We start from the raw sequence: 24,650 nt of genomic DNA, 5'->3' as shown, positions 1-24,650 counted from the left end.
GATGGCGAGCACGACGAGCGAGCAGCCCGCGAACGGGCTCGCGCCCTCACCCGGAGCAGCGGCGGTGAGCGACGGCGCGGAGCCCCATCCGGCGGCAGGAGCGGCCGCCGACCTGGAGGAGGCGCTCACCGAGCACCTCGCTGCCGAGGACGACGAGGTCGAGGAGCGCACGGGGGCCGTCGAGGAGGTCGTGGAGTCCGAGGAGCCCGCACCGCTCCCGGCCGGCCGCTTCGGCGACCGCGAGCTCAGCTGGCTGGCGTTCAACCAGCGGGTGCTCGAGCTCGCCGAGGACCCGTCGGTGCCGCTGCTCGAGCGGGCGCGCTTCCTGGCCATCTTCGCCAGCAACCTCGACGAGTTCTTCATGGTGCGGGTGGCCGGCCTCAAGCGCCGCATCGCCGCCGGTCTGGCGGTCACCGCGGCCAGCGGGCTGGAGCCGCGGGAGGTGCTCGCCGCCGTCAGCGAGCGGGCCCACGAGCTCGTGGAGCGCCACGCGCGGACGTTCACCGAGCAGGTGCAGCCGGCGCTGGCGGCCGAGGGCATCCGGATCGTCGCGTGGGACGAGCTGGAGCCCGCCGAGCAGGACCGCCTGCACGAGTTCTTCCGCGACTCCGTCTTCCCGGTGCTCACGCCGCTGGCCGTGGACCCCGCGCACCCCTTCCCGTACATCTCGGGCCTCTCGCTCAACCTCGCCGTGGTGGTGCGCAACCCCAACACGGAGAAGGAGCACTTCGCCCGCGTCAAGGTGCCGCCGCTGCTGCCCCGCCTGGTGCGCGTGGAGCAGGGCAAGAGCGCCTCCGGGCGGACGGCGCGGTTCGTGCCGCTCGAGGCCGTCATCTCCGAGCACCTCGACCAGCTCTTCCCGGGCATGGACGTGGTGGCCCACCACACCTTCCGGGTCACCCGCAACGAGGACCTGGAGGTCGAGGAGGACGACGCCGAGAACCTCCTGCAGGCCCTCGAGAAGGAGCTGCTGCGCCGCCGGTTCGGCCCGCCGGTCCGCCTGGAGATCACCGCCGAGACCGACGACCACGTCCGCGAGCTGCTGGTGCGCGAGCTGGGCGTGGAGGAGTCGGAGACGTACGTCCTGCCCGGTCCGCTGGACCTGCGGGGCCTCAACGCCGTCGCCGACCTGGAGCGGCACGAGCTCAGCTACCCGACCTTCGTGCCCAAGACCCACCGGCACCTCACCGACGGGCGCGAGTCGAGCCAGCCGCGGAGCATCTTCGCCGCTGTGCGCGCCCGCGACGTGCTGCTGCACCACCCGTACGACTCGTTCTCGACGTCGGTGCAGGCGTTCCTCGAGCAGGCGGCCGCGGACCCGAAGGTCCTGGCGATCAAGCAGACGCTGTACCGCACCTCGGGCGACTCGCCCATCGTCGACGCGCTCATCGACGCCGCCGACGCGGGCAAGCAGGTGCTGGCCCTGGTGGAGATCAAGGCCCGCTTCGACGAGCAGAACAACATCACCTGGGCCCGCAAGCTCGAGCAGGCCGGCGTGCACGTGGTGTACGGCATCGTCGGGCTGAAGACGCACTCCAAGCTCTGCCTGGTCGTGCGCCAGGAGGGCGACCGGCTGCGCCGCTACTGCCATGTCGGCACCGGCAACTACAACCCGAAGACGGCCCGCCTCTACGAGGACCTCGGTCTGCTCACCTGCGACGACGAGGTCGGCGAGGACCTGACCAAGCTGTTCAACCAGCTGTCGGGCTACGCGCCGCGCACGCGGTACTCGCGCCTGCTCGTGGCGCCGCGCTCGCTGCGCCGGGGGCTGGTCCAGCGCATCGAGCGGGAGGCCGAGCACCACCGCGCCGGGCGCCCGGCCCACATCCGCATCAAGGTCAACTCGATGGTCGACGAGGCGATCATCGACGCGCTGTACCGCGCGTCGCAGGCCGGGGTCCCGGTCGACGTCGTCGTCCGCGGGATCTGCGCGCTGCGCCCGGGCGTACCGGGGCTGTCCGAGACGATCCGCGTGCGCTCCGTCCTCGGGCGCTTCCTCGAGCACAGCCGGGTCTTCGCCTTCGAGGCCGGCGGGGACGCCGAGGTGTACATCGGCAGCGCCGACATGATGCACCGCAACCTCGACCGCCGGGTGGAGGCCCTGGTGCGCATCCGCGACGTCGAGCACCAGCGGGCCCTGGTGGACCTGGTCGACCTGTCCGCGGACGCCGGCACCGCCAGCTGGCACCTGGGGCCGGAGGGCACCTGGGACCGCGCGTCGGTCGACTCCGAGGGCGAGCGCCTGCTCGACCTGCAGGAGTTCCTCATCGCCGCGCGCTCCAACCGCCGCGCCCGCCGGCGCTGAGGGGGCCGTCGTGGCCCCCTCAGCCGCCGCGGCCGCCGAACCCGAGCAGCCCGAGCGACGCGAGAACACCCCGTCGGCGGTGCCGTCCGCCGCGCAGCACTCCCGGCCGCCCGGCCGGGCGGCCCAGAGCGCCCACGGCGCCCACGGCGCCCAGGGGCACGACCACCGGGACGACCACGACGCCGCGCCCCAGCAGCCGCTCCCCCTCGTGCGGGCCGCCGGTGCCCTGTGCTGGTACCGCGCGCCCGACGGCGGCCTGCGCCTGCTGCTGGTGCACCGGCCCCGCTACCGGGACTGGTCCTGGCCCAAGGGGAAGCTCGAGGGCGCGGAGCTGCCGCCCGCCGCGGCGGTCCGGGAGGTGGCAGAGGAGACCGGGCTGGTCATCAGGCTCGGGCGGGCGCTGCCGAGCGCCCGCTACGCCCTCGGGGCCGACGCCACCAAGGAGGTCTCGTACTGGGCCGCCCACGTCGAGGGGGCCAGGCACCCCGTGCCGCCGCGCCCGGCGGAGGTCGACAGGACGGAGTGGGTGACGCCCGAGGAGGCGGACGCCCGCCTGACCCGGCGCGGTGACCGCGTGCAGCTGCGCGCGCTGCTCGCCGCGGACCGCACCGGCGGGCTGGACACCTGGCCGCTGGTGGTGGTCCGCCACGGCCACGCGCACCCCAAGACGGCGTGGGGGCGCAGCGACGACGAGCGGCCCCTGGCCGCTCCGGGCCGGCGGCAGGCGGAGCGCCTGCCGGAGCTGCTGACGGCGTGGCAGCCCCCGCGGGTGGTGACGAGCCCGTGGCGGCGCTGCACCGACACGGTGGAGCCGTACCTGCGGGCCAGCGGCGCGAAGGTGAAGACGCGCGGTCGGCTCACCGAGGACGCGCACCGGCGCGACCCCGGGCGCACGGCCAAGCTCGTGCGCAAGCTGCTCGGCAAGCAGCGTCCCGTGCTGCTGTGCACCCACCGGCCGGTGCTGTCGACGGTGTTCGGGGAGCTCGCCGAGCACGCCGCCGACGACGTCGCGGCGGCGGTCCCCCAGCACGACCCCTACCTCGGTCCGGGTGAAGTGCTCGTCGCGCACGTCTCTCGCAGCTCTGGGCTGGTGGTGGCGGTGGAGCGCCACGCCGTCCCGGCGGGCTGACCGGACGCGCGCGGACCTGGGCGTGACCGCTGGGTCGCTGGGGGAACCTCTCGACGGGACGCCGTGGCCGACCACCTGGAGGCGCCTCCACCGCCCCCGCGGACCGGCCTCGAAGGCCCTCGCCGTCCCGCTGCGAGGCAGGGACCTCCACGACCCGCGGCCGGCCGTCGGATCTTCGGAGCAGCGCAGACGGCCCTCGGGGCCAGGCGCGGTGCGGGCGTGGGAGGCACCATCGGTGCCCCCCACGCCCGCGGCGGGTCCTGCCTCAGCAGGTCGTGACGGTGGACCCCTTCGGCTGCAGGGTCAGGTCCATGCTGGGACCGGAGGTGGGGCTGCCGTGCTGGACGACCTCCCAGGTGCCCGCCACGGCGTCAGCGCCCATGAGGGTCGCCACGCTGGGGTAGTAGGCATCGCCCATGCCGGTGCTGTCCTGGGTCCACAAGAAGACGAGCTCGTCGTCCCACGGCGCGTGCATCGAGGGATAGGGCAGCAGGCCCACCGAAGCGGTGAAGCTTCCCACCAGGGGGTTGGCGGCAGCGCTGGACAGCGCCGGGACGCAGGTGCCTGCGGCCCGCACGGACGTGGTCGCGTTGGCGATGGTGCCGGAGAGCTGGCCGTCGGTGGCCTTGTCGGACCAGGCGATGACGATCGGCAGGGAGGGGTCGCCGGAGTAGCTGGGGTTCTGGGGAGAGACGGGGGCGTCGACGGGGGAGATCTTCCCGACCATGGTGGTGCCGGCGAAGACCGACCTGACGAGGGCGTCGCGGTCGATGCGCAGGACCGGGGTGACGGCGGTGACCCGTCCGCCCTTGAGGGTGGCCAGGTAGGCGGTGGTGGCGTAGTCGGGGACACCTGCGGCGTCGGCTGCGGCGGACGCCTTGTCCAGGACCTCGGCGCTCACCTCGTGGACCGTGCCGTCGGCGGTGGCGAAGCCGGTCCCACCGCGGGTGAAGGCGCCGTAGCCCTGGTCGGGAGAGGGGGCTGCAGGCAACCGCAGGGCAACGCCGTCCGTGTAGGGCCCGGTGCACACCGGCAGCCCACCGCTGGCGGCGGGGGTGGTGGTGGCGCAGGCTCCGCTGAGGTCGACCGAGACCGCACTGGTCGGCGAGCTGGTCGGCGAGCCGGAGGGGCCGACGGGATCGGGGTTCCCGCCGCCGCAGCCGGCGATGGTCAGGGCCGCCAGGGCGGTGGTGGCCAGGGCGAGCCGGCGGTGGGTCCGGGAGCGAGCGGCGATGATCTTCACGTCCTTCGATCAGGAGGCGGAGGCGGTCACTTGAGTGGTCTGGGGGGCTCACCCGTTGGCGATCACGGGCGCACCTGGGCGTCCCAGCGGCCTCAGGACGCGCCGGCAGCGCGCGGTCCGGGACGGGCGCGACCGCTCGAGGGGCTGGCGAGCCGCCACTGCAGCGGGCTGGGTGTCGGGCTGGGGAGCCAGGACGATCACCTCGAACGGGTGGTGCTGCCCGCCGGCGCTGACCAGGTGGCCACGGGTGCGTCCGGGGGCTACGGCGGTCAGGGAGCACACCAGGTGCGCGTCCACCGGCTCAGCGGCATCCGCGGCAGCCACCTGGGCGGGGGTCCCGATGGCGGCCACCGAGCAGTCCTGGGCGCTGGCGCGCCACGCGGCGTCGTCGGCGCCGGTCACCAGGAGCGAGCGTCCCGGGGTGAGGACGACGACCGAGCCGGCCAGCTCCCGCACACCGACCCGCACCGGCGGCGCGAGCGGGGTGCTGGTCGCTGCGGTGTCCGCGAGGTGTGCGCTGGGCGTCGTGGTCGTCGTCGTGGTCATCGGTCGTCCCCCTGCTCTGCGGCGGGAGCGCGGCGAGCCGGCCGGCTGCTGCGCTGTGGTGTGCACCAGCGTCGCGCGGCCTGCGTCAAGACCGCGTCAAGCCCGCGTCAGCCTCCGGTCAGCCTTCGAGCGGGCCCCGTCCCCGCGCGCCCCGTGGTCCGTGCCGGTGCAGCCGCCGACGTCGGTCATCGGGCCGCGGGCAGGCGGAGGACGAACTCGGTGCCGACACCGGGCTGGGAGGTGACGGTCAGCTCCCCGTGGTGGGCGTGGACCAGCTCTCGGGAGATGGCCAGGCCCAGCCCGGTGCCCCCGGTGGCTCGGGCTCGGGCGGCGTCGGCGCGCCAGAACCTGTCGAAGACCAGCGGCAGCTGCTCGGCGGTGATGCCTACGCCCTGGTCGGCCACGCGCACCTCCACGGCGTCCGACGTGGTGGCGGTGGTGATGGTCACGGTGCCACCGGGGTGGCTGTAGCGCACCGCGTTGGAGACCAGGTTGGTCAGCACCTGGCGCAGCCGCACCTCATCACCCACCACGAGCGCGCGCCAACCGTCGTGCTGCTGGCCAGCGGCGCGGCTGTGCTGGTCGTCCAGCCGCAGGGTCAGCCCGGCGGTCCGCGCGACCACGGTGTGGGCCTCGGCCACCGTCCGCACCACCTCGCCCAGGTCCAGGAGGCCGCTGGCCAGGCGCAGGTGCCCGCTCTCGGCGGCGTTGAGCTCAGCGAGGTCCTTGACCAGGTGGCTGAGCTGGCGGGCCTCCTCGGCCAGGGAGTCGATGACCTCCGGGGAGGCGGTGAAGACCTCGTCCTGGATCGCTTCCAGGGTGCCGTTCAGCGTGACCAGCGGGTTGCGCAGCTCGTGGGCGATGTCGCTGACCATCTGCTGGCGCTGGGCCTCAGTGCGGTGCAGCGCCTCGGCCATGGTGTTGAACGCCGCCCCCACCTGGGCCACCTCGCCGCGCCCGGCGGTGGGCACCCGGGTCTCGAGGTCGCCGTGGGTGATGCGGTCCGCCGCGGCCGCCAAGCGGCGCAGGGGTCGGGTGATGGCCAGCGTGCTCACCAGCGCGACGGCACTGGCGACGGCGATGATCGCAGCGATCACCGCCAGGGTGCTACCGGTGGTGAGCCGGTCCCAGCGCAGCGCAGCGGCGTCGGAAGAGCCCAGGAACAGCGCCACGCGGGGCGCGAGGCTGGCGCGGTCCGCCTGCTCGGTGCACCGCTGCAGCCCCGCGACCGCGGCCGGGTCTGCCTCGTCGACGACGACGAAGGGTGTGTCGCCGTCCTCGCCCCCGGTGAGGCGGTGAGCCGTACCGGACCTGTCCAGGCAGGACCCGATGGCGCGGTTCTGCGCCTCAGCGCCCGCCCGCTGCGACGCTGTGGGCTGGTACAGCGGGTCGGTGCAGCGCGAGGCGGTCTCGTCCTGCTGCTCGGTGGTGCCGTCTCCGTCCACGGTGATGGTGCGGGTGCCGTCACCGACGTCGTCGACGCTGAACCGGATCCCCGCAGCGCGCAGACAGGCTGAGGCGGTCTGGATCCGCTGGGCGTTCTCAGCGACGTCAGCTGCGGACGGTGCCGGCTGGGCGGGTGCGACCGCACCTACCAGTGACCCGGGGGCGCTGCTGACCAGGCCTGCGGTGTAGGGGTCGACCACGGCGTCCGGTCTGGGACGCAGCGGCCCGTCGTGCTGGCCCAGCAGCGCAGAGGAGTCGACCAGCACCCGCCCGGAGGCGTCCTTCAAGGCGATGCGCCGGTCGTAGCGGGTGGCCAGGTCGCGCACGGTGTCGTCGACTCCGTCCCAGCTGGTGTGGGCGCCGCCGTAGTCGAGCAGGGCCTGGTAGATGTCGGTGTCGTTGCTCAGCGACCTGGCCGCTTGACTGCGCAGCGCCTGCTCCACGCTGCGAGAGACCGTCCAGGCCGTGGTGAGCACGGTGATGACGGTCAGCGCCACTGTGGCCACCAGCACCCGGGAGCGCAGGCTGGCGAACAGCTTCACCGCGGGCGCCCCGGCACGGCGCCCGGAGCGCCATCAGCGGTGTCGTCCAGCTTGTACCCGCGGCCCTTCACCGTCACCACGCAGGTCGGGTGGGCCGGGTCGGCCTCGACCTTGCGGCGGATGTTCATGATGTGCATGTCCACCGTGCGCTCCAAGGCGAAGCTGTCGAAACCGGCGATGGCCTCCAGCAGTTCCCCTCGGCTGAACGCCCGTCCGGGCTGGGAGGCCAGGGTCTCCAGCAGGCGGAACTCCCGCGGGGTCAGGGGCAGCACCTGCCCGTCGCGGCGGGCCTCGAAGCGCTCGCTGTCGACGCTCAGCGAGCCGATGACGACCACCGGGCTCGACGGCTGCGCCGCAGCGGTGCGCCGGAGCACGGCGTTGACGCGCGCGACCAGCTGACGGGGGCTGTAGGGCTTGGTGACGTAGTCGTCCGCGCCCAGATCGAAACCGAGCAGCTGGTCGGCTTCGGCGGCCATCGCGGTGACCATGATGACGGCCGCGCGGCGCTCACCGCGGGTCACGCGCAGCACGTCGCGCCCGTCCAGCAGGGGCATCATCACGTCCAGCACCAGCAGGTCCGGGTCGCTGGTGCGCAGGGCGTCCAGTGCGGCGCGGCCGTCGTGGACGACGCTGACGGCGTGCCCGTCCTTGGCCAGGTAGGCGCGCAGCAGCTCGGCCTGCTTGCGGTCGTCCTCGGCGACGAGGATGGAAGCCACGCTCACTCCAGATCGACGAGCGCCGCACGGCGCGTGGACGGATGGGTCGTCGTGCAGGGTGTCGCAGGCCCCCGGGACCGTGCAGCACTCCCGTTGTCGACGAGGAGCCGCGCGATCTTGAGGCAGCTCGTCGACGACCACCGGCGGACCACGAGCGGCGCTCACGACGGCGGCGCGCCGTGCTGGCAGCCGTCGACCACCTGGAAGGGGCGAAGCAGCCACGACCGCGGTCCCGGTGACCACGCACCACAGGGCGCGTGGTCGATCCGCACAGACCCGCTGCGCACCGCGCGGGAGGACAGACGCGCGGAGGCCCTCACCGCCGGTCCCAGGGGGTCGGTGGGGGAACCAGCACGAGGGTGCGCTGGTGCTGGGGCGCTGGAGCTCTCGCGCACGAGGGCTCCCGCCCACCGCCTGACCGGGACTGCGTGGCGCTGACCAGGGGCGACGACGCCAGACAGGGCTGGGACGCCTCACCGGGCGAGCTGTGCTGACGACGACGAAGGGTGAGCCCACCTCCGGCCGCGCTCAGCCGAGCGGGACCACGCACCCCAGGACCACCGCGACCGTGCAGGCCACGATCGCGACCTCCATGCAGCGGGTGTGGCGCTTGTAGCGACGGACCCCGGCGAGGGTGCTCAGGTCCGGCCGGCAGGCCCGGCGCCGGAGGACGACCCCAGCGCGCGCGGTGGTCAGCGCCCGCACGCCGGTCGCGCCGGTCGTGCCGGTCATGGTGATCTCGGCGCCCAGGGAGGTGGTGGTCATGGCGGTCGTGCTCCTTCGCCGGTCGGTGCGGAAGGGCGTTCTGGGACCCCCGCGCTTGCGGGGGTCCCAGAACGCCGGCACCGAGCGCTGGCCCGGTGCAGCAGGACTGGTGCGTCCGAGACCAGCCCTGGGATCAGCCCTGGGCCTTGGCCTGGGTCAGGCGGGCGTCCCAGTAGGCGTCGACAGCGTCGAGGTTGGCGTCCACGAAGGTGTCGTACTCGGCGTAGGGACGCCCGTCCTCATCGCCGTAGGACAGCTGGACCTGCAGGCCGCGGGCCTTCATGAAGTCCACCAGCTGGACCTGGGCGTCATCGACGTCCTCGTCGGTCTTGAGCAGGTCCAGGTACTCAGGGGTCCCCACACCGTCGATCCAGGTCGAGCCCCCCGCGTCCTCGCTGTCCTCGGGGGCGGGCTCGGTGTCGATCCAGGTGGGGCTCTCGGAGGAGTCAGGGGCCACTGCGGAGACCTCCACGGTCGGCTGGGCGGGCTGGTCGGTGTGGTCAGCGGCCATCGCTGAGGTCGCTCCCACCAGGGAGCCACCGACGGCGAGCAGGGCTGCGGCCACGGCGAGGGTGCGGCGGGTCTTGGTCATCGTGGTGTCCTTCCAGCGGCGGAAGGGGGTCCCTTCCTGGTGCTCCCACTCTGGGACGGGCACTGTCAAGACCGCGTCAAGGCGCTGTCAGGCTCCGGTCTACTCGCCCCCTCCGGTCGAGGCGGGTCTGCCGGTCTCCTGACTCCTGGCTCCTCGGAAGGGGGGTGGAGACCGGCTGGGGTGCGATCCGCCCCCCACCCAGCCGGCCCTGGCCGGCCTGCCCCACGTGCCGAAGTCAGTGGTGGTGGCGTAGAGGATCTGGTGCTTGGTGCCGCCCTCGGCTGCGGGGGCGTTGCTGGCCCAGTAGATGACGCAGGCGTTGCTGGCGGGGTCCCAGATGGCCTCGGGGGCCCAGGCGTTCTCGCCCTGGACGCCGGTAGCGACGCCGCAGGGCGTCACACATCAGGTGCCACATGCGCGTGCAGCGGACCCGGCCGTGGTGCTCCTCGCCCCGTCGTTCCAGGTGCGGGTCTGTCTGGAGCCGCCGCTGGTCGCGTCGGGTGCCGTCCGGCCCGGGTCTCGCGGGGACGGTGTGTCCGAACGGCGCAGCAGGCCGTCCGGGAGGCGTCAGAGACCCCCGGGTGAGCCGTCAGGGCTCCGTCAGGACCGCCGTCGCCGCTCTCGGGCAGTGGCTGGATGGCGCCTGTGCCTGACATCGCCTTCATCGCGCTGACCGTGGTGGTCTTCGCCGTCCTGGCCCTGCTCGTCAGCGGCCTCGAGCGGCTGGGGGGCCAGCGGTGAGCGCCGTCAGCGTGGTCCTGCTCCTCCTCGTGCTCGCCCTGGTCGGCTACCTGCTGACCGCTCTGCTGGACCCGGAGCGGTTCTGATGCCCGTCCTGTCCGACAGCGCGGCAGGTGCGCTGACCATCGCCGTCCTCGTGGCCGCCCTCGCGGTCGTCCACGCCCCCCTGGGCGACGCCATGGCGCGCGTCTACACCTCCACGCGCCACCTGCGCGTCGAGCGCGTGCTGTACCGCGTGGCGGGGATCGACCCCGACGCCGAGCAGCGCTGGCCGGTCTACGCCCGCGCCGTCCTCGGGTTCTCCCTCGTCTCGGTCCTGTTCCTCTACGCCTTCCAGCGGCTGCAGGCGTGGCTGCCGCTCTCCCTCGGCTTCCCGGGCGTCCCCGCGCCCACGGCGTGGAACACGGCGATCAGCTTCGTGACCAACACGAACTGGCAGTCCTACTCGGGCGAGTCGACGATGGGCCACCTCGTGCAGGCCGCCGGTCTCGCGGTGCAGAACTTCACGTCGGCGGCGGTCGGCATGGCCGTTGCCGTGGCGCTGGTGCGCGGGTTCACCCGCAGCCGCACCGAGCGGATCGGCAGCTTCTGGGTGGACCTGGTCCGCACCTGCGTGCGGATCCTCCTGCCGCTGGCCGTGGTCGCCGCCGTCGTCATGCTCCTCGGTGGCGTGGTGCAGAACCTCGCCGGGCCGACCGCCTCCACGACCATCGCCGGCGGCGAGCAGACGATCACGGGCGGCCCGATCGCCTCGCAGGAGGCCATCAAAGAGCTGGGCACCAACGGCGGCGGCTTCTTCAACGCCAACTCCGCGCACCCCTTCGAGGGGCCGACCGCCTGGGTCAGCCTCTTCCAGGTCTTCCTCATGCTGGCCATCCCCTTCTCCCTGCCGCGCACGTTCGGCCGCCTCGTCGGCGACGAGCGCCACGGCTACGCCGTCCTCGGGGTGATGGGGACACTGTGGCTCAGCTCGGTCACGCTGGCGGTCTGGGCCGAGGTCACCGGCTCCGGTGCTGCGCCGCAGGCCGCGGGGGCCGCGATGGAGGGCAAGGAGGTCCGCTTCGGCGAGGTCCTCACGGCCCTGTTCGGCGCCTCGACCACGGCGACGTCCACGGGCGCCGTCAACGGTGCGCACGACTCGCTGACGGCCGCCGGCGGCGGCGTCGCGGTGCTGAACATGATGCTGGGTGAGGTCTCCCCCGGTGGGACCGGATCGGGCCTGTACGGCCTGCTGGTGCTCGCCGTGATCGCCGTCTTCCTCGCCGGGCTCATGGTGGGGCGCACCCCCGAGCTGCTCGGCAAGAAGATCGGCAAGGGCGAGGTCACCCTCGTGGCCCTCTACGTGCTCGCCACGCCCACGCTGCTGCTCGTCGGTGCCGCGCTGACCGCCGGGGTCCCGAGCCTGCGCGACGCCTCCCTCCAGGACGACGGCGCGCACGGGCTCTCGGAGGTCCTGTACGCGTACGCCTCGGCCTCCAACAACAACGGCTCGGCCTTCGCGGGCTTCGGCGCCGCCACCGACTACCAGAACGTCGCGCTGGGGCTGTGCATGGTCTTCGGGCGCTTCATCCCGATGCTGCTGGTCATCGCCCTCGCCGGCCGCCTGGCCTCGCAGGCGCCGGTCCCCGTCACCGCGGGCACCCTGCCCACCCACACCCCCCTCTTCGCGAGCCTCGTCACCGTCGTCGTCATCGTCGTCGCCGGTCTGACGTACTTCCCCGCGCTCGCCCTCGCTCCGATCGCTGAGGCCCTCTCATGAGCACCACCTCCTCCAACAGCGCCGTCCTCGACCGCGGCCCCCAGCAGCACCAGGAGGACGACGACAGGGGTGCCCGTCCCGCCGCCGGCGCCTTCGACGCCCGCGCGCTGGTGTCGTCCCTCCCGGCGGCGCTGCGCAAGCTCGACCCGCGCCACCAGCTGAAGAGCCCCGTGATGTTCGTCGTGTGGGTCGGCTCGGCCGTCAGCACGGTGTACGGGGTCGTCGACCCGAGCCTGTTCACGTGGCTCGTCGTGGTGTGGCTGTGGGCCACGGTGGTCTTCGCGGGTCTCGCCGAGGCCGTGGCCGAGGGCCGCGGCAAGGCCCAGGCCGAGACGCTGCGCCGCACCCGCAGCGAGACCACCGCCCGCAGGCTGCTCGACCGGACCACCGGGGAGGAGGAGGCCGTCTCCGCGACCGCCCTGCGCCGCGGCGACCTCGTCGTCGTCGAGGCCGGGGAGGTCGTCCCCGGTGACGGTGACGTGGTCGAGGGCGTCGCGTCGGTGGACGAGTCGGCCATCACCGGCGAGTCCGCGCCCGTCATCCGCGAGGCTGGCGGCGACAGGTCGGCGGTGACGGGCGGCACCCGCGTGCTGTCGGACCGGGTCGTCGTGAAGATCACCGCCGAGCCCGGCAGCACGTTCATCGACAGGATGATCGCGCTGGTCGAGGGCTCGGCCCGCCAGAAGACGCCCAACGAGATCGCCCTGGACCTGCTGCTGGCGTCGCTGACGCTGGTGTTCCTGCTGGCCGTGGTGACGCTGCAGCCGCTGGCGATCTACTCCGGGCAGGCGCAGAGCGTGCCCGTGCTCGTGGCGCTGCTCGTGTGCCTCATCCCCACCACCATCGGGGCGCTGCTGAGCGCCATCGGCATCGCCGGCATGGACCGGCTCGTCCAGCGCAACGTGCTGGCCATGTCCGGCAGGGCCGTCGAGGCGGCCGGTGACGTGGGCGTCCTGCTGCTCGACAAGACCGGCACCATCACCTTCGGCAACCGCCGCGCCACCGCGCTGGTCCACCTGGCCGGCGTGGAGCCGGGCGCGCTGGCAGATGCGGCCCGCCTGTCGAGCCTGGCCGACGAGACCCCCGAGGGCCGCTCGGTCGTCGAGCTCGTGGACGCCTCCCGGGGTGGCTCCGAGGAGCCCCCCGCGGGTGCCGAGTACGTCGAGTTCACCGCCCAGACCCGCATGAGCGGCGTCGACCTGCCACGGGGCGGCGGGACCGGCGCCGGTCAGGTCCGCTCGCTGCGCAAGGGCGCGGCCAGCGCGGTCGCCGCCTGGGTGGCGGCCAGCGGCGGCGCGCAGGTCCCCTCGGGCGAGCTGTCCGAGGTGGTCGACCGGATCTCGCAGTCGGGCGGCACCCCGCTCGTCGTCGCCGAGCGCGTCGGTGACGCCCCCGCGCGGGTGCTGGGCGTCATCCACCTCAAGGACGTCGTCAAGCCCGGCACAGCAGCCCGCTTCCAACGTCTTCGCGAGATGGGCATCCGCACGGTCATGGTCACCGGCGACAACCGGCTCACCGCGCAGGCGATCGCCGCGGAGGCCGGCGTCGACGACGTGCTCGCCGAGGCCACCCCCGAGGACAAGCTGGCGCTCATCAAGCGCGAGCAGGCCGGCGGCCGGCTCGTGGCGATGACCGGTGACGGCACCAACGACGCCCCCGCCCTGGCTCAGGCCGACGTGGGCGTGGCGATGAACTCGGGCACGTCGGCCGCGAAGGAGGCCGGCAACATGGTCGACCTCGACTCCGACCCCACCAAGCTCATCGAGGTGGTGGCGATCGGCAAGCAGCTGCTCATCACCCGCGGCGCCCTGACCACGTTCTCCATCGCCAACGACGTCGCGAAGTACTTCGCGATCATCCCGGCGATGTTCGCGGGCATCTACCCCGCCCTGGACCGCCTCAACGTGATGGGGCTGTCGAGCCCGCAGTCCGCGATCCTCTCCGCCGTCATCTTCAACGCGCTGGTCATCGTGGCCCTCATCCCGCTGGCCCTGCGCGGCGTGCGGTACCGCCCGGCCAGCGCGGGGGCCCTCCTGCGGCGCAACGCGCTCGTCTACGGGCTCGGCGGCGTGCTGGTGCCGTTCATCGGCATCAAGGCCATCGACCTGCTCGTCTCGCTCATCCCCGGCTTCTGAGCCACCAGAAGGAGCTCCCTCGTGTCCCGCGTGCTCGACCTCTCCCGCCAGTCCGTCGCCGGCCTGCGCCTGCTGCTGGCCCTCACCGTTCTCCTCGGCCTGGTCTACCCGACGGTGGTGCTGGGCGTGGGCCGCCTGGTCCCCGGCCGGGCCGACGGCTCGATGATCTCCGTGGACGGCCGCCCCGCCGGCTCGTCGCTCATCGGCCAGCAGTTCGGGTCCGACCAGGACCCCGCGTCCGAGCTGCCGTGGTTCCAGCCGCGGCCCTCGGCCGCGGGCGACGGTTACGACCCCCAGTCCTCCGGCGCCTCCAACCTCGGCCCGAACGACGCCCAGCTCGTCACGACCGTGGAGCAGCGCCGCGCCGACGTCGCCGCACGCGAGGGCGTGTCGCCCGCTGCCGTCCCCGCCGACGCGGTGACCGCCTCCGCCTCCGGCCTGGACCCGGACGTCTCTCCCGAGTACGCCCAGATCCAGGTGGCACGGGTGGCCCGCGAGCGCGGCCTGCCGGTGGAGCAGGTGGAGCAGCTCGTGGCCGAGAACACGCACGGCCGTGACCTCGGCTTCATCGGGGAACCCACCGTCGACGTCGTCACCCTCAACGCCGCCCTGGCCCGGCTGGGCGGCCCCCAGGGGTGAGCGGACGGGTGGACCTGCCGCGCGCAGCCGGTCTCCTCGCCGGTAGGCCGGAGGAGGATGGCGCCGTGCAGACAGCGGGCGGTGCCAGGCGCGGGACGCTGCGCGTCTACCTGGGGGCCGCCCCCGGCGTCGGCAAGACCGTGGCGATGCTCGGCGAGGGCCACCGCCGGGCCGAGCGCGGGCAGGACGTGGTGGTCGCGTTCGTCGAGACCCACGGGCGCGCCCACACGGCCTCGGCGCTGGAGGGGCTGGAGCAGGTGCCCCGCCAGCGGCTGGCGCACCCCGCCTCCCCCGGGACGGTGCTGGAGGAGATGGACGTCGACGCCGTCCTGGCGCGCGCTCCCCGGCACGCCCTGGTGGACGAGCTGGCGCACACCAACGCGCCGGGCTCGCGCAACGCCAAGCGGTGGCAGGACGTGGCCGAGCTGCTGGCCGCCGGCGTCGGCGTCATCACCACCGTCAACGTGCAGCACCTGGAGTCGCTGAACGACGTCGTCGCCCAGATCACCGGGGTGCGCCAGCGCGAGACGGTCCCCGACGACGTGGTGCGGTCCGCGGACGCCATCGAGCTGGTGGACATGAGCCCGCAGGCGCTGCGGCGCCGCCTGGCGCACGGCAACGTCTACGCCGCGGAGCGGGTGGACGCGGCGCTGGCCAACTACTTCCGGGTGGGCAACCTCACCGCCCTGCGCGAGCTGGCCCTGCTGTGGACGGCGGACCGCGTGGACGCGGCCCTGGCCAGCTACCGCGCCGAGCAGGGCATCGCGGAGCCGTGGGGCGCGCGGGAGCGCGTGGTGGTGGCGCTGACGGGCGGTCCCGAGGGCGACGCGCTGGTGCGGCGGGCCGCGCGCATCACGCAGCGGGCGGCGGGCGGTGAGCTGCTGGCGCTGCACGTGTCCCGCTCGGACGGGCTGACCGGTGCTGCACCGGACGCCCTGGCGCGCCAGCGGCTGCTGGCGGAGAGCCTCGGCGGCAGCTGGCACTCGGTGGTCGGCGAGGACGTCGCCACGGCCATCCTCGACTTCGCCCGCGGCGTCAACGCCACCCACGCGGTGGTCGGCGCGAGCCGCCGCAGCCGGCTGGCGGCGGCGCTGTCTCCCGGCGTGGGGCAGCGGGTGATCGACGGCTCGGGCGACATCGACGTCCACGTGGTCACCCACGCGGCGGCCCGCGGCGGCGGCGGGGGGTCGCGGCGCCGGTCGGCGCTGTCGGCGCTGCCCGCCCGCCGCCGCGCCGCGGGCTGGTTCGGCTCGGTGGCCGGGCCGGTGGCGCTGACCGGGCTGCTGCACCTGACGCGCGTCAACCACGAGCTGCCCAGCGAGCTGCTGCTGTTCCTGGCGCTGGTGGTCGGCGTGGCGCTGATCGGCGGGATGTGGCCGGCGGTGCTGGCCGCGGTGCTGTCGGGGCTGCTGGCCAACTGGTACTTCACCCCGCCCTACGGAACGCTGACCATCGCCGCCCCGGCCAACGCCGTGGCGCTGTTCGTGCTGGTCAGCGTGGGAGCCGCGGTGGCCGCGGTGGTCGACACGGCCGCCCGCAGGGCTCGGGACGCCGCCCGGGCCCGCGCCGAGGCCGACGTGCTCGCCACCCTTGCCGGCAGCGTGCTGCGCGGTGCCGAAGCGGTGCCGGCCCTGCTGGACCGGCTGGTGGAGACCTTCGGGCTGCGAGGGGCGGCGCTGCTGGAGCGCACCCAGGACCAGGTGGGGACGGCCCACGACGTGTGGCGGGTGGTGGCCTCCCAGGGGTGCCCGCCGCCGACGTCCCCCGAAGCCGCGGACGCGGCGCTGCCCGTGGACGAGCACCTCAGCATCGCCATCACCAGCGACGGGGCCGGCCGGCCGCTGTCGGCGTCGGACCTGCGGGTGCTGACCGCGGTGGCCGCGCAGGCCGGCTCGCTCCTCGAGCGCGACAGGCTCCGGGAGGCCGCCCGGGCGGCGCGGCGCGAGGAGGAGCGCACAGCCACCCGCACGGCGCTCCTGGCGGCCGTCTCCCACGACCTGCGCACGCCGCTGGCCAGCGTCAAGGCGTCGGCCTCCACGCTGCGGACGTTCAGCGCCGAGCTCGACCCCGCCGACCGCGACGTGCTCCTCGCCGACGTGGAGGCCTCCGCGGACCGCCTCCAGGCGCTGGTCGACAACCTCCTCGACATGAGCCGGCTCGACGCGGGCGCCGTGCGCGCGCGCCGCGAGGCGGTGGCCCTGGACGAGGTGGTGCCCCGGGCGCTGGCCGGCCTCACCCCGGAGCAGGCCGCCGCCGTGGTCCTCGACGTGCCGGAGGACCTGCCGCTGGTCGACGCCGACGCCGGCCTGCTGGAGCGGGCGCTGGGCAACGTGGTGGAGAACGCCCTGCGCCACGCCGTGCCGCACGCACCCGACCAGCCCGTGGAGGTGCGGGCGGGTCTGGTGGAGGACGTCGCCGCACCCGGTGGACGCGGTGGACGGCGCGTGGTGGTGCGGGTGGTCGACCGCGGCCCCGGCATCCCCGACGAGCGCAAGGCCGCGGCGTTCTCGGCGTTCCAGCGCCTCGGCGACGCCCCCGGCGGCCTCGGGGTGGGGCTGGGCCTGGCGGTGGCGCGGGGCCTCGTGGAGGCCAGCGGTGGCACCGTGGAGGCCGACGACACCCCCGGCGGTGGGCTGACGGTCGTGTTCTCCCTGCCCGCGGCGGCGGGACCCGCACCGGCGGAGGAGCGCCCCTCGGAGAGGGTGACGGCATGACGCGCGTGCTGGTGGTGGAGGACGAGCCGGCGCTCGCGCGGGCGCTGGCGATCACGCTGCGCGCCAAGCGCTACGACGTCGACGTGGCGCACACGGGCGCCGCGGCGCTGGACGCGGCCGCCACGCGGCGGCCCGACGTCGTCGTCCTCGACCTGGGGCTGCCCGACCTCGACGGCCTGGACGTGCTGCGGGGGCTGCGCGGCTGGAGCGCGGTGCCGGTGGTGGTGCTCTCCGCGCGGCACGACAGCTCCGAGAAGGTCGAGGCCCTCGACGCCGGCGCCGACGACTACGTCACCAAGCCCTTCGCCGTCGACGAGCTGCTCGCGCGCCTGCGCGCGGCGGTGCGCCGCGGGGAGGCCGCGGGCCCGGTGCCCGACCCGGTGGTGGAGACGGCGCGCTTCACGGTGGACCTGCCGCGGCGGCGCGTGCTGCTGAGGCCGTCCCCGGGCACCGGGCAGGACGACGGCGAGCCGGTGCGGCTGACGCCGACGGAGTGGCAGCTGCTGGCGGAGCTGGCCCGCTCGGTGGGCCGGGTGGTGGGCCGGCGCGAGCTGCTCGTGGCGCTGCGCGGGCCGCACCTGGGCTCGGAGGCCGCGGAGACGCACTACCTGCGGGTCTACGTGGCGCAGCTGCGCCGCAAGCTCGAGGCGGACCCGTCGGCGCCGCGGCACCTGATCACCGAGCCGGGGGTCGGCTACCGGCTGGTGCCCTGAAGGGCTGGTCCGGGGAGCGCCCGGCCCCGGAGACCGGTCGCTCAGGGGACGCGGACGAGGGGCCAGCCCCCGGCGGCGAGCCGAGCGGAGACGCGGGCCACGTCGGAGGGGTCGGCCTCGTCGAGGGTGGCGGAGCCGACGAGCCGCTCGACGTCGGCGGTGGTGAGCAGCTCGCCCTGCTGCGCCATGGCGACCAGCTCGGAGGCGATGAGGCGCACCTCCGTGTCGGTGAGCCGGCGCCGCAGGATCCCCAGCAGCGCCACGTAGTCGCCCCGGGGCACCCCCGCCGGGTAGCCGGCGCGCAGCCACCCGAGGACGAGCGCGATGGCGCCCGGACCGCCGGCCTCGGTCAGGGGCACGCCGCCCCGCTCACTTGTCGACGATCATCGGGTAGACGTGCTCGAAGCTCAGAGCCTTGCCGAAGCCGGAGGCCACGATGAGCGCGATGCCGGTCAGCGCCACGAGCACGACGACGGCGTAGACGGCGGTGCTCAGCACCCGGCCCGCCGGGTGCGCCGGGGCACCGGGCCCCGCGGCCGCGCCGGTGCCGCGGCCCCAGGCCGAGGCCCGGACGCCGAGGGCGAACAGCGCGGGCAGGCCCGCGCCGAGGACGAGGGCCGCCAGGGCGACCTGGCCGAGGGCTGCGGCCTCGAGCTGCCAGACGTGGGACACGGTGTTCTCCTCTCGAGGGTCAGGCCGAGACCTGGGTGCGGGGCTCCTGGCCGGCAGGGGCGTCGGCGGCGGCGTCGGTGTCGTCAGGGGCCCACTCGTCGTTGACGTTGCCCGCGTGCACGGGCACCTTGCGCGAGCGGTGGTACATCGCGGCGGAGGCGGCCACGAGCACCGCCACCACGGCGACGGAGCCCACGAGCCCCCCGCCGAGCAGTGCGGCCAGGCCCCACAGGACGCCGCCGACCAGGGCGGCGGCGGGGATGGTGATGACCCACGCGACGACCATGCGGCCCGCCACGCGCCAGCGGACGGTGCCGCCGGGGCGGCCCAGACCTGAGCCGAGGACCGAGCCGGTGGTCACGTGGGTGGTCGACAGCGGGAGCCCGAGGTGGCTCGACACCAGGATCACCGCGGCCGAGGAGCTCTGGGCTGACATGCCCTGCGGCGGGGCGATCTCCACCAGGCCCTTGCCCAGGGTGCGGATGATCCGCCAGCCGCCCAGGTAGGTGCCCAGCGCGATGGTGACGGCGCAGGAGGCCTTGACCCAGAAGGGGATGTTCTCGGTGTCGGTCCAGTGGCCGGTGGCGATCAGGCCGAGGGTGATGACGCCCATCGTCTTCTGGGCGTCGTTGGTGCCGTGGGCCAGGGAGACCAGGGACGCCGAGCCGATCTGGCCCCAGCGGAAGCCGCTCTCGGTGAACCGGTCGGCCACGCCGCGGACGGCGCGGTAGACGAGCCAGGTGGCCAGCGCGGCGACCCCGACAGCGATGAGCGGCGAGACGAGCGCGGGGACGATGACCTTCGGCAGCAGCCCGTCGATCTTCTCGCCGTTCCCGGCCCAGTTGACCCCGCCCCAGCCCAGGCCGGCGATGGTCGCGCCGAGCAGGCCGCCGAACAGCGCGTGGCTGGAGCTGGAGGGCAGGCTGAGCAGCCAGGTGAACAGGTTCCACACGATGGCGCCGGCCAGCCCGGCCAGCACGATGACCAGCAAGGCCGTTCCGCCGTCGCCGGTCAGGGCCGCCACCGGTGTGCCGTCGCTGTTCTGGATCTTCACGACGGCGTTGGTGACGGTGAGCGCCACCTCCACCGAGAGGAAGGCCCCGACGAGGTTCAGGACCCCGGCCAGCAGGACGGCGGTCTTGGGCGTCAGGGCGCCCGTGGCGATCGAGGTCGCCATGGCGTTCGCCGTGTCGTGGAAGCCGTTCGTGAAGTCGAACGAGAGGGCTACCACGACCAGGAGCACCAGGATGATGGTGGCGGTGGTCACGAGTGCCCAGCGTCCGGCACCACCCGCCCCGACACCAGAGCGTTTCGCCCAGGGCGTGGAGGGTTCACCCACTGTTCACCAGTTCCGGCTCACGGCGTGACGGAGCCGTGCCTCTTCGTGGTCGGCCGACGACTGCTGTTCACCCGCGGTCCACCGGCCGACGGCCGGCCACCGGTATGACCGGGGCGTGACGACGACCCGGACCAGCGAGGCGCCCAGCGCGCCCGAAGACCCCCTGCAGCCCGGCGCCCCTCGCGCCACCACCGCCGCGGTGGACGACACCGACCTGGAGGAGGGGCCCCCGGGCCCTCTCGGCGAGCACCTCGACGGCCTGCGGGTGGAGGTCGACGGCGAGGGCGAGCCCGTGCTGCTGCGGCCCGACGGCAGCGAGGTCGACACCTGGCGCGAGGGCTACCCCTACCCGAGCCGCATGACGCGGCGGGAGTACGAGACCACCAAGCGGCTGCTGCAGATCGAGCTGCTGAAGATGCAGCGCTGGCTGGTGGACCGCGGCGAGAAGCTCGTGGTGCTGTTCGAGGGCCGCGACGCCGCCGGCAAGGGCGGCACCATCAAGCGCTTCACCGAGCACCTCAACCCCCGCGGCACCCACGTGGTGGCGCTGGAGAAGCCCACCGAGCGCGAGCGCACCCAGTGGTACTTCCAGCGCTACGTGGAGCGCCTGCCCGCGGGCGGGGAGATCGCCCTGTTCGACAGGTCCTGGTACAACCGCGCCGGCGTCGAGCGGGTGATGGGCTTCTGCACGGAGGACGAGTACGAGGCCTTCTACCGCCAGGCGCCCGACCTGGAGCGGATGCTCGTGGCCTCCGGCATCACCCTGGTGAAGTTCTGGTTCTCCGTCTCCCAGGCCGAGCAGCGCACCCGGTTCGCCATCCGCCAGATCGACCCGGTGCGGCAGTGGAAGCTCTCCCCGATGGACCTGGCCTCCCTGGACCGCTGGGACGAGTACACGGCGGCCAAGGAGGCGATGTTCCTGGCCACGGACACCGACGACGCGCCGTGGACCGTGGTGAAGAGCAACGACAAGAAGCGCGCCCGCCTGGAGGCGATGCGCCACGTGCTGCGCCAGCTGGACTACACCGGCAAGGACGAGGCGCTGGTCGGCGAGGCCGACCCGCTGGTGCTCGGCCCCGCGCGGGACCTCTTCGAGGCCGGCGAGACCCAGCCCGACCGGGGACGCAGAGTCACCGACCGCTGACCCGCAGTGGCCCCGGGGGGAGCGGCGTTGCTCCCTCCGGGGGGACCCGCCGCCGTGACCAGATCGTGACTGCGCACCTGACCAGCATGTTCGCCCGCCGTTCACCTGGGTCGGGCCACCCCTTCACCTCCGGACCGTAACTTCCGAGCCGCCCGATCGCGCCAGCCTGCAGCCACGAGCCAGCGGCGGCGCATCCCACGCCTTCGAGAGGTACCTCACGTGAAGCGCAGCACCCTCGGTCGCGCCGCCATCCCCGCGGCCATCGTGCTCTCCCTCGGCCTGTCGTCGTGCGCCGCGAACGAGGGGGGCGCCGGCTCCACCTCCACCGACACCGCCTCCTCCGGCGCCAGCTCCACCGGCGCCGAGCTGACCGGCACCCTGAACGGCGCCGGCTCCTCCGCGCAGCAGGCCGCGCAGCAGGCGTGGATCGCGGGCATCACCGCTTCCAGCCCCGACCTCCAGGTCAACTACGACCCGCAGGGCTCCGGCGCCGGCCGCACCCAGTTCCTCTCCGGTGCGGTGCAGTTCGCCGGTTCCGACGCCTACCTCAAGGCGGAGGAGCTCACGCAGGCGCAGACCCGCTGCAAGGGCGGCTCCGCGATCGACATCCCGAACTACGTCTCGCCGATCGCCATCGCGTACAACCTCGAGGGCGTGGAGGACCTGAAGCTCAGCCCCCAGGTCATCGCGCAGATCTTCGACGGCAAGATCACCACCTGGAACGACCCGGCGATCACCGCCCTGAACTCCGGCGTCACCCTGCCCTCGACCGCCATCAACACGGTCCACCGCGCTGACGAGTCGGGCACCACCCAGAACTTCACGGACTACCTGGCCAAGGCTTCGGGTGGCGCGTGGAGCTACCCGGCCGCGCAGAAGTGGCCCGCCTCCGGCGGCGAGGCGGCGCAGGGCACCTCCGGCGTGGTGGCGGCCATCAAGGCCACCGCCGGCTCCATCGGCTACGCCGACGAGTCCCAGGCCAAGGACCTCGGCCACGTCAACGTGCAGGTGGGCAGCGCCTTCGTCGCCCCCACCGCCGAGGCCGCCGCGAAGGCCCTCGACGAGGCCACCCCGGCCTCCGGCCGCCCCGACGGCGACATCGCGCTGGACGTCAACCGCACGCCCACCGCCACGGACGCGTACCCGGTGATCCTCGTCAGCTACCTCATCGGCTGCACCTCCTACGAGAACGCCGCTGACGCCACCAACGTCAAGGGCTACTTCACCTACGTGACGAGCGAGGAGGGCCAGGAGGCCGCGGCGAAGGCCGCCGGCTCCGCCCCGATCTCCGACTCGCTGCGCGAGCAGATCACCAAGTCGCTCGAGCTCATCAAGTAGTCCCGAGCAGGTGACGGCGCCGGCGCCAGACCTCGCGGTGAGCGGGGTCTGGCGCCGGCGCCGCACTCGCGCCAGGCTCCGCCCGTCCCGCCCGTCCGCCCTGCGCCCAGGTCCCGCCCAGGAAGGCACCTCGTGACCGCCACCTCCACTCCGCCGCGCGAAGCGGCTCCCGCCCAGCGGGTGCGGCAGCGCCCCGGAGACCGCGTCTTCGCCGGTCTGGCCACCGGCGCCGGGCTGACCATCCTCGTGATCCTCGCCGGCGTCGCAGCGTTCCTGATCTACCAGGCGGCCCCGGCCCTCGTCGCCCCCGCCTCGGAGATCGCGGGCGGCCAGGGGTTCTGGCGCTACGCCGGCGTCCTCGTCTTCGGGACGCTCATCTCCTCGGCGCTGGCGCTGGTCATCGGCGCCCCGCTGGGCGTGGGCATCGCCCTCTTCATCACGCACTTCGCGCCCCGCAGGCTGGCGGCCCCGCTGGGCTACGTCATCGACCTGCTCGCGGCCATCCCGAGCATCGTCTACGGCCTGTGGGGCGTGTTCGTCTTCGCCCCGGCGCTCCAGCCGATCTACGCGTGGCTCACCGAGAACCTGGGCTGGATCCCCCTGTTCGCCGGGCCGGTCGGCTCGGGCCGGACGATGCTCACCGTCGGCCTCGTGCTGGCCGTGATGATCCTCCCGGTGATCACCGCCCTCTCCCGGGAGGTGTTCCGGCAGACGCCGACCCTCCAGCAGGAGGCCGCGCTGGCGCTCGGCGCCACCCGGTGGGAGATGATCAAGTACGCCGTCATCCCGTACGGCAAGTCCGGCGTCGTCGCCGCCTCCATGCTCGGCCTGGGCCGTGCCCTCGGCGAGACGATGGCCGTGGCCGCGGTGCTGTCCATCGGCGGCGGCATCACGTTCAACCTCATCAGCAACCAGAACCCGGCGACCATCGCGGCCAACATCGCGCTGCAGTTCCCGGAGTCCAGCGGCCTGGCCGTCAACACGCTGGTGGCGACCGGCCTGGTGCTCTTCGTCATCACCTTCCTCGTCAACTTCGCGGCCCGCGCCATCGTGGCCCGCACGTCGAAGGGCTGACCCCCGTGTCGCAGCTCACCACCTCCGGCCCGGGCATCGGCCTCGGCCACAGCCGCCACCTGCCGGTGTGGGCCCCGTGGGGCGCCCTCGCGCTGGCCGCCGCGTTCTCCGCGGCCGTGCTCGCCCTGGCGGGCTTCAGCCTCGCCGGGTTCCTCGTGCTCACGGCCATCACCTTCATGATCGTGCTGGTCGTCGCGTCCCGCGCCGTCGAGGGCGGCCGCAAGGCCACCGACCGGTTCGTCACGAGCCTCGTCGTCGGGTCGTTCCTGCTGGCGCTCATCCCCCTGCTCTCCGTGACGTGGACCGTCATCTCCCGGGGGGCCGCCCGCTTCGACGTGGAGTTCTTCACCTACTCGATGCGCGGGATCGTGGGCGAGGGCGGCGGCGCCGTCCACGCCATCACCGGAACGCTGATCATCACCGCCATCACCACGCTGATCTCCGTGCCGATCGGCATCCTCACGGCGGTCTACCTGGTCGAGTACGGCCGGGGCCACGTGGCCCGCGCCATCACCTTCCTGGTGGACGTCATGACCGGGATCCCCTCGATCGTCGCCGGCCTGTTCGCCTTCGCGCTGTTCGTGCTGATCCTCGGCCCCCAGGCGCGCCTGGGGATCATGGGCTCCGTCGCCCTGTGCGTGCTCATGATCCCCGTGGTCGTGAGGTCCACCGAGGAGATCCTGCGCCTGGTGCCGCACGAGCTCCGCGAGGCCTCCTACGCGCTCGGCGTCCCGAAGTGGCGCACCGTGGTGAAGGTGGTGCTGCGCACCTCGGTGGCCGGCATCGCCACCGGCGTGACCCTCGCCATCGCCCGCGTCATCGGTGAGACGGCTCCCCTGCTGGTCACCGTCGGCGTGACCACGGCCATCAACTACAACCCGTTCGAGGGCCGCATGTCCACGCTGCCCACCTTCTCGTGGTTCTCCTACGCCGCTCCGACCCTGCCCGCCGAGGCGTCGATCGACAGGGCCTGGACGGCGGCACTGGTCCTGGTCATCCTGGTGATGGCCTTCAACCTCATCGCACGGGTCGTCTCGCGGGCCTTCTCGCCCAGGACCCGCTGACCCGACACCCGTACCGACCGCGTTACCGACCGCA

Annotated in this window: 22 protein-coding genes; 12 read left to right on the top strand and 10 right to left on the bottom strand. The window is 73.9% G+C overall.

Features of this window, described 5'->3' with window-relative positions; all coding sequences use genetic code 11:
- Position 1: 1 nt before the first annotated feature.
- Positions 2-2,305: an RNA degradosome polyphosphate kinase gene (locus FMM08_RS12230; protein WP_147926613.1), complete on the top strand. Its 2,304-nt coding sequence runs from the start codon at positions 2-4 to the stop codon at positions 2,303-2,305.
- A gap of 10 nt (positions 2,306-2,315) precedes the next feature.
- Positions 2,316-3,434, top strand: a complete 1,119-nt coding sequence (locus FMM08_RS12225; RefSeq protein ID WP_222710694.1) for an NUDIX hydrolase — start codon at positions 2,316-2,318, stop codon at positions 3,432-3,434.
- A 265-nt stretch (positions 3,435-3,699) separates the two neighbouring features.
- Here FMM08_RS12225 and FMM08_RS12220 read toward each other — a convergent pair whose 3' ends face one another.
- The 7 genes from FMM08_RS12220 to FMM08_RS24265 all read right to left on the bottom strand — a co-directional run bounded on the left by FMM08_RS12220 (position 3,700) and on the right by FMM08_RS24265 (position 9,683).
- Positions 3,700-4,677: a hypothetical protein gene (locus FMM08_RS12220; RefSeq protein WP_147926612.1), complete on the bottom strand. Its 978-nt coding sequence runs from the start codon at positions 4,675-4,677 to the stop codon at positions 3,700-3,702.
- Positions 4,678-4,725: 48 nt separating this feature from the next.
- Positions 4,726-5,223, bottom strand: coding sequence for a hypothetical protein (locus tag FMM08_RS12215; protein ID WP_147926611.1), 498 nt, complete (start codon positions 5,221-5,223; stop codon positions 4,726-4,728).
- A gap of 185 nt (positions 5,224-5,408) precedes the next feature.
- Complete coding sequence (locus tag FMM08_RS12210; protein ID WP_147926610.1) at positions 5,409-7,211, bottom strand: sensor histidine kinase; 1,803 nt, start codon at positions 7,209-7,211, stop codon at positions 5,409-5,411.
- On the bottom strand, positions 7,208-7,933 hold the full coding sequence (locus tag FMM08_RS12205) for a response regulator transcription factor (RefSeq protein ID WP_222710693.1): 726 nt from the start codon (positions 7,931-7,933) through the stop codon (positions 7,208-7,210). The genes FMM08_RS12210 and FMM08_RS12205 overlap by 4 nt, the downstream gene beginning before the upstream one ends.
- Before the next feature lie 522 nt (positions 7,934-8,455).
- Positions 8,456-8,692: a hypothetical protein gene (locus tag FMM08_RS12200; RefSeq protein ID WP_147926609.1), complete on the bottom strand. Its 237-nt coding sequence runs from the start codon at positions 8,690-8,692 to the stop codon at positions 8,456-8,458.
- Positions 8,693-8,825: 133 nt separating this feature from the next.
- Positions 8,826-9,284 (bottom strand): hypothetical protein, encoded by a 459-nt coding sequence (locus FMM08_RS12195; RefSeq protein WP_147926608.1) that lies wholly within the window; start codon positions 9,282-9,284, stop codon positions 8,826-8,828.
- Between the two features lie 99 nt (positions 9,285-9,383).
- A complete protein-coding gene (locus FMM08_RS24265; protein ID WP_147926607.1) occupies positions 9,384-9,683 on the bottom strand; it encodes a glycoside hydrolase family protein in 300 nt (99 codons plus the stop codon).
- A gap of 338 nt (positions 9,684-10,021) precedes the next feature.
- Between FMM08_RS24265 and kdpF the strand changes: the two genes are divergently transcribed.
- From kdpF to FMM08_RS12160, 6 genes are all read left to right on the top strand, one after another.
- Positions 10,022-10,111 carry a K(+)-transporting ATPase subunit F gene (gene kdpF / locus FMM08_RS12185; protein WP_147926606.1) on the top strand — a complete coding sequence of 30 codons (90 nt, stop codon included), beginning with the start codon at positions 10,022-10,024 and terminating at the stop codon, positions 10,109-10,111.
- On the top strand, positions 10,111-11,784 hold the full coding sequence (gene kdpA, locus FMM08_RS12180) for a potassium-transporting ATPase subunit KdpA (RefSeq protein ID WP_147926605.1): 1,674 nt from the start codon (positions 10,111-10,113) through the stop codon (positions 11,782-11,784). The genes kdpF and kdpA overlap by 1 nt, the downstream gene beginning before the upstream one ends.
- Positions 11,781-13,919, top strand: coding sequence for a potassium-transporting ATPase subunit KdpB (kdpB, locus tag FMM08_RS12175; RefSeq protein ID WP_147926604.1), 2,139 nt, complete (start codon positions 11,781-11,783; stop codon positions 13,917-13,919). The genes kdpA and kdpB overlap by 4 nt, the downstream gene beginning before the upstream one ends.
- 21 nt (positions 13,920-13,940) lie before the next feature.
- Positions 13,941-14,558 carry a potassium-transporting ATPase subunit KdpC gene (gene kdpC, locus FMM08_RS12170; RefSeq protein ID WP_147926603.1) on the top strand — a complete coding sequence of 206 codons (618 nt, stop codon included), beginning with the start codon at positions 13,941-13,943 and terminating at the stop codon, positions 14,556-14,558.
- A gap of 65 nt (positions 14,559-14,623) precedes the next feature.
- Positions 14,624-17,272, top strand: coding sequence for a sensor histidine kinase (locus tag FMM08_RS12165; protein WP_255472323.1), 2,649 nt, complete (start codon positions 14,624-14,626; stop codon positions 17,270-17,272).
- Entirely contained in the window at positions 17,269-17,985 is a 717-nt protein-coding gene (locus tag FMM08_RS12160; RefSeq protein ID WP_147926602.1) for a response regulator, read from the top strand. The genes FMM08_RS12165 and FMM08_RS12160 overlap by 4 nt, the downstream gene beginning before the upstream one ends.
- A gap of 41 nt (positions 17,986-18,026) precedes the next feature.
- Here the strand turns inward: FMM08_RS12160 and FMM08_RS12155 are convergent, their stop codons facing one another.
- From FMM08_RS12155 to FMM08_RS12145, 3 genes are read right to left on the bottom strand one after another with little or no spacing between them, the layout of a single operon-like run.
- Entirely contained in the window at positions 18,027-18,344 is a 318-nt protein-coding gene (locus FMM08_RS12155; protein ID WP_255472322.1) for a DUF3349 domain-containing protein, read from the bottom strand.
- A gap of 10 nt (positions 18,345-18,354) precedes the next feature.
- Positions 18,355-18,657 carry a hypothetical protein gene (locus FMM08_RS12150; protein WP_147926601.1) on the bottom strand — a complete coding sequence of 101 codons (303 nt, stop codon included), beginning with the start codon at positions 18,655-18,657 and terminating at the stop codon, positions 18,355-18,357.
- Between the two features lie 19 nt (positions 18,658-18,676).
- A complete protein-coding gene (locus FMM08_RS12145) occupies positions 18,677-19,924 on the bottom strand; it encodes an inorganic phosphate transporter (RefSeq protein WP_147926600.1) in 1,248 nt (415 codons plus the stop codon).
- 331 nt (positions 19,925-20,255) lie between these two features.
- On the opposite strand from FMM08_RS12145, the gene ppk2 reads away from it, so the two are divergent.
- From ppk2 to pstA, 4 genes are all read left to right on the top strand, one after another.
- Positions 20,256-21,140, top strand: coding sequence for a polyphosphate kinase 2 (ppk2, locus tag FMM08_RS12140; protein ID WP_369431714.1), 885 nt, complete (start codon positions 20,256-20,258; stop codon positions 21,138-21,140).
- A gap of 219 nt (positions 21,141-21,359) precedes the next feature.
- On the top strand, positions 21,360-22,478 hold the full coding sequence (pstS, locus tag FMM08_RS12135; RefSeq protein ID WP_147926599.1) for a phosphate ABC transporter substrate-binding protein PstS: 1,119 nt from the start codon (positions 21,360-21,362) through the stop codon (positions 22,476-22,478).
- Positions 22,479-22,610: 132 nt separating this feature from the next.
- A complete protein-coding gene (gene pstC, locus FMM08_RS12130; protein ID WP_147926598.1) occupies positions 22,611-23,552 on the top strand; it encodes a phosphate ABC transporter permease subunit PstC in 942 nt (313 codons plus the stop codon).
- The gene (pstA, locus tag FMM08_RS12125; RefSeq protein WP_147926679.1) at positions 23,549-24,616 is read left to right on the top strand and encodes a phosphate ABC transporter permease PstA; all 1,068 of its coding nucleotides are present in this window, start codon (positions 23,549-23,551) and stop codon (positions 24,614-24,616) included. Before pstC ends, pstA begins: the two co-directional genes overlap by 4 nt.
- Positions 24,617-24,650 lie beyond the last annotated feature (34 nt).

This window comes from Quadrisphaera setariae (genome assembly GCF_008041935.1).
In the GTDB taxonomy this organism is placed as follows: Bacteria; Actinomycetota; Actinomycetes; order Actinomycetales; family Quadrisphaeraceae; genus Quadrisphaera; species Quadrisphaera setariae.
Note: the sequence above shows the minus strand (reverse complement) of the source record. Positions and strands in the feature narration are given on the sequence as shown.

What these genes read in the sequence shown, in the direction of transcription:
- FMM08_RS12230 (WP_147926613.1), top strand. Translation starts at nt 2, where the DNA reads ATGGCGAGCACGACGAGCGAGCAGCCCGCGAACGGGCTCGCGCCCTCA.
- FMM08_RS12215 (WP_147926611.1), bottom strand. Translation starts at nt 5,223, where the DNA reads ATGACCACGACGACGACCACGACGCCCAGCGCACACCTCGCGGACACC.
- FMM08_RS12200 (WP_147926609.1), bottom strand. Translation starts at nt 8,692, where the DNA reads ATGACCACCACCTCCCTGGGCGCCGAGATCACCATGACCGGCACGACC.
- FMM08_RS12195 (WP_147926608.1), bottom strand. Translation starts at nt 9,284, where the DNA reads ATGACCAAGACCCGCCGCACCCTCGCCGTGGCCGCAGCCCTGCTCGCC.
- kdpA (WP_147926605.1), top strand. Translation starts at nt 10,111, where the DNA reads ATGCCCGTCCTGTCCGACAGCGCGGCAGGTGCGCTGACCATCGCCGTC.
- kdpB (WP_147926604.1), top strand. Translation starts at nt 11,781, where the DNA reads ATGAGCACCACCTCCTCCAACAGCGCCGTCCTCGACCGCGGCCCCCAG.
- FMM08_RS12160 (WP_147926602.1), top strand. Translation starts at nt 17,269, where the DNA reads ATGACGCGCGTGCTGGTGGTGGAGGACGAGCCGGCGCTCGCGCGGGCG.